This is a genomic window from Bradyrhizobium sp. (genome assembly GCF_049586575.1).
Taxonomy (GTDB): domain Bacteria; phylum Pseudomonadota; class Alphaproteobacteria; order Rhizobiales; family Xanthobacteraceae; genus Bradyrhizobium.
In genome coordinates, this window is the sequence record NZ_JBAVCF010000252.1 from 1 (window position 1) to 3,700 (window position 3,700).

The 3,700-nt window shown below is 62.5% G+C and carries 4 protein-coding genes; 1 reads left to right on the forward strand and 3 read right to left on the reverse strand.

All coding sequences use genetic code 11. The features are described from left to right. Nucleotides 1-140 precede the first annotated feature (140 nt). On the reverse strand, nucleotides 141-2,219 hold the full coding sequence (locus WB528_RS09655) for a putative bifunctional diguanylate cyclase/phosphodiesterase (protein WP_423888195.1): 2,079 nt from the start codon (nucleotides 2,217-2,219) through the stop codon (nucleotides 141-143). 199 nt (nucleotides 2,220-2,418) lie between these two features. Here WB528_RS09655 and WB528_RS09660 point away from each other — a divergent pair, with 199 nt between their 5' ends. Beyond that, entirely contained in the window at nucleotides 2,419-3,123 is a 705-nt protein-coding gene (locus WB528_RS09660) for a glutathione S-transferase (protein WP_423888196.1), read from the forward strand. Nucleotides 3,124-3,131: 8 nt separating this feature from the next. Here WB528_RS09660 and WB528_RS09665 read toward each other — a convergent pair whose 3' ends face one another. Further along, nucleotides 3,132-3,491: a GFA family protein gene (locus WB528_RS09665; protein WP_423888197.1), complete on the reverse strand. Its 360-nt coding sequence runs from the start codon at nucleotides 3,489-3,491 to the stop codon at nucleotides 3,132-3,134. Between the two features lie 5 nt (nucleotides 3,492-3,496). After that, nucleotides 3,497-3,700: methyltransferase family protein (locus WB528_RS09670; RefSeq protein ID WP_423888198.1), on the reverse strand; the 204-nt coding region annotated here is incomplete at its 5' end.

Consider the following 3,700-nt stretch of genomic DNA (forward strand, 5'->3'; position numbering starts at 1 on the left):
CCGTGTCCCTGCCAGGGATTGCCGGTGAGTACGGAGCGCTACGGCGGTTTCGTCCAGGCGTCGTACAAGTTTGGTGGACAGCTTTAGCCGGTCGTGGCTCGAGGTTGTCTTAACCTCGGTCGATTGAGCCTCAAGTCAGACTACGCCGCAACCGTCTCGCGCATATCGTGGACGAGTGGGACCTCGTCGCGCGCAAACTGCGCGGCGGCAGCGATCGCGGCGGGCAGTTGCGCCACGGCCACCGGTTTGGCGAACAGGTAGCCCTGGCCCTTGGCGCAGCCTGCGCGCGCCAGAAATTCCCATTGCGGCTCGGTCTCGATGCCCTCGGCGAGAACCGGCATGCGCAAGCTTTCGCCGAGCGCCAGCACGGTGCGGACGATGGCGGCCGCGGCGGCATCGTGCGGCAATCGTTTGACGAAGGACTGGTCGAGCTTGATCTTGTCGAACGGGAAGGCGTGCAGCGTCGCCAGCGACGAGTATCCCGTGCCGAAGTCGTCCATCGCGACCGAAATCCCCATGGCTTTCAGCTTGCGCAGGATGTGCAAGCCCCGGCTCTGGTCGGACATGATGGTCGATTCCGTGACCTCGACCTCGAGACGCGCCGGCGGCAATCCGGTTTCCAGGAGAATGCCGTGGATCATCTCGGCGAGGTCCTCGCGGCCGAACTGGACCGGTGACAGGTTGACGGCGACGGTTCCGGGGATCTTGCCTTCGGCGGCGTCGCGGCAAGCGGCGCGCAGCGCCCATTCGCCCATTTCGTAGATCGCCTCGGTTTCTTCGGCGAGCGGAATGAATTCCGCCGGCGAAATCATGCCGAGCTTCGGATGCTTCCATCGCATCAAGGCCTCGGCGCCGCAGATCCTGCCGTCGTCCAGCGTCATCTGGAGCTGGTAATACAGCATCAATTCCTGACGTTCGGTGGCGTGGTCGAGATCGCGGGCGAGCGCGCGGCGCTTGCGGGCGCTGTCGTCCATTTCCGGGCTGTACACGCAGATCGAACCGCATTGCTTGCTCTTGCCGCGGTGCATCGCGAGCTTGGCATTGCTCAGCAGTTGATCGCGTTCCGGCGTATCGGTCGGAAAGATCGAGAAGCCGATCGAGGCGGTGAGGGTGACGGGGTTGCCCTGCACCGAAAACGGCTCGGCAAAGGCCCGCGAGAGTCGCCCGGCGAAGGCGTGGGCGTCATGCGGGTGATTGCCCGACGTCGTCAGCGCCAGGAATTCGTCGCCGCTTTGGCGCGCCAGAAATTCGCCCGGAGCAAGCTGTTTGCGCATGCGCTCGGCCACGTCGATGAGGAGCAGATCGCCGGCGCCGTGGCCGTAGAGGTCGTTGATGTCCTTGAAGCCATCGAGGTCGATCGAAAACGCGGCGAGCTTGTGGGCCTTTTCATGGGCCTCGGAAGCATCGAAGGCGAGCCGCTCGTTGAAGGCGATACGGTTGGGCAGGCCGGTCATGGTGTCGTTGAACGACAACTGGTGAATGCGGTCGGCCGATTCGGTTCGCGAGCGCAGGTCGATGATGTAGGTCGAAAAGCCGCTCCCCATCACAAGGAGAACCGCGCCGACCACGGCGACGGCGAGCAGATTCGCCGGCAGCAGGCCCGCCGGCAGCACGATCGAGGTGTCCGCCATCGCCGACGTCGCCATCGTGAGAGCGTAATGCATGGCGCAGATCATGAAGGTGAGCACGATGGCCGCGCCATGGCGGCACCAGCGCGTGACCGGGCGGTTGGCGCGATTGACGGCAAGCGCGCTCAAGCCAAGTCCGAGCACCAGCGTCATGGCCATGCCATAGCCATTCCATTCGAAACTGCCCTGAATATGCCATCCCTTGAGCGCGATGAAGTGCATGGCGAAGATGCCGACGCCCATCACGAGGCCGCCGACCTCGGGCGCCAGCGTGAAATGGCGGCTGCCGATTTCAAAACCAACAAGGCAGGCGAGCACGGCTGTTATCAGCACCGCACCGGTCGCCAGCGGTTCGAAGCCGCTGGAGAGCAACGGGTCGAGCGCGAGAATCGAGATGAAGGTCGAGGCCCACAAGGCGGCGCCGGTGCCGACGGAAGCCATGAACAGCCAGCCGTGGCGGGTCGCGCCTTCGGTTGAGCGGGCGCGGGCGAAGTGGCGCATGCCGACCCAGGTGCCGAACAGGCAGACGCAGCCCGCCAGCAGGACCAGTATCTGTTGATAAACAAAGGCGTAAGCGGCGGAATGGAGCATGATGTTTCCCTATGCCGCTACCGTAGAGCGCCCAAGTTAATTGGGAACGGTTTGGCGGCGGGAATCCGCCGGGAGCGGCGCACGTTGCGAAATAGCGTTGAAATTTTGTAAGAAACACCACCGAAAGACCGGCGTTGTTGCTGACAATCCGCGCAGCTACAGGGTGCTTTAACGGCTCGTTAAGCAGAAAGGATCGTCGATGCGATACGAACTCTATTACTGGCCCTCGATCCAGGGCCGCGGCGAATATGTCCGTCTCGCGCTGGAAGAGGCCGGGGCCGATTATCTCGATGTCGCACGGCAGCGCGGCGTCCCCGTCATGATGCGGATGATGGAAGCGGGCAACGGCACGCCGCCTTTCGCGCCGCCCTTCCTCAAGGCCGGCAAAACCGTGATCGGGCAAACCGCCAATATCCTGCTCTATCTCGGCGCGCGCCATGGCCTCGCGCCGAGAGCCGAGGCCGGCAGGCTGTGGGTGCATCAATTGCAATTGACGATCACGGACTTCGTGCTGGAAGTGCACGACACGCACCATCCGCTCGGTCCGTCGCTTTATTATGAGGATCAAAAGAGCGAGGCGAAAAAGCGCACGCAGGAATTCTGGCACGAACGCGTGCCGAAATATCTCGGCTATTTCGAACGGCTGCTCGACGGCGGCGCCGGTCATTACGTCACCGGGCGCAAGCTTACCTATGTCGATCTGTCGTTGTTTCAGCTTGTGGAGGGATTGCGATACGCCTTTCCGAAGCGGATGAAGGCTTTTGAGCGCAAGATTCCCTTGCTTTGCCAGCTGCACGACCGCATCGCCGCCCGCCCGAAGATCGCGGCGTATCTTTCAAGCGAGCGCCGGATTCCCTTCAATGAGGACGGCATCTTCCGGCACTACAAGGCGCTGGACGTCTAGGGAGGGAGCTACCGGCTTCGGCCGTCGATTGGCGTCATCTTCAGGCTGGCAAGGTCGATGCCGTCGATGCAGCTGACATTGACCGCCACGACCTCGGTCCCGTCGGGCTTGCTGCCAAGCGCAAATACCTCGACGCCGCAATCGTTGCAGGACTGATGACGGATCGCGTGCTTGTTGAAGAGATATTCCCGCAAGTTGTCTTCGCCGGCGCGGAGCTGAAAGCTCGCCGGCGGCAGAAACGCGAAATGCAAACCGCGCTTGGTGCAGATCGAGCAGTTGCACGCGGTCACCATCGCAAGATCGGTGGTGCATTCGAAACGCACCAGGCCGCAATGGCAGCCGCCGGTCAGGGTTTTGCTCTCGGCCATTGTCCTCACCACAATCCAGGCACGAGGCGATAACGTACCCGCGCCGCGTAATCGGCATAGTCAGGCAGTCCGGTCGTCAGCGTATGTTCCTCGATGCGGGTGCGGATGCCAAAAAGGAGGACGAAGATCAGTGAGATTCCCGTTCCCCACCACGATCCCAGCAATAGCCCGATCCCGATCATGAACAGCACCGCCCCAGTATACATGGG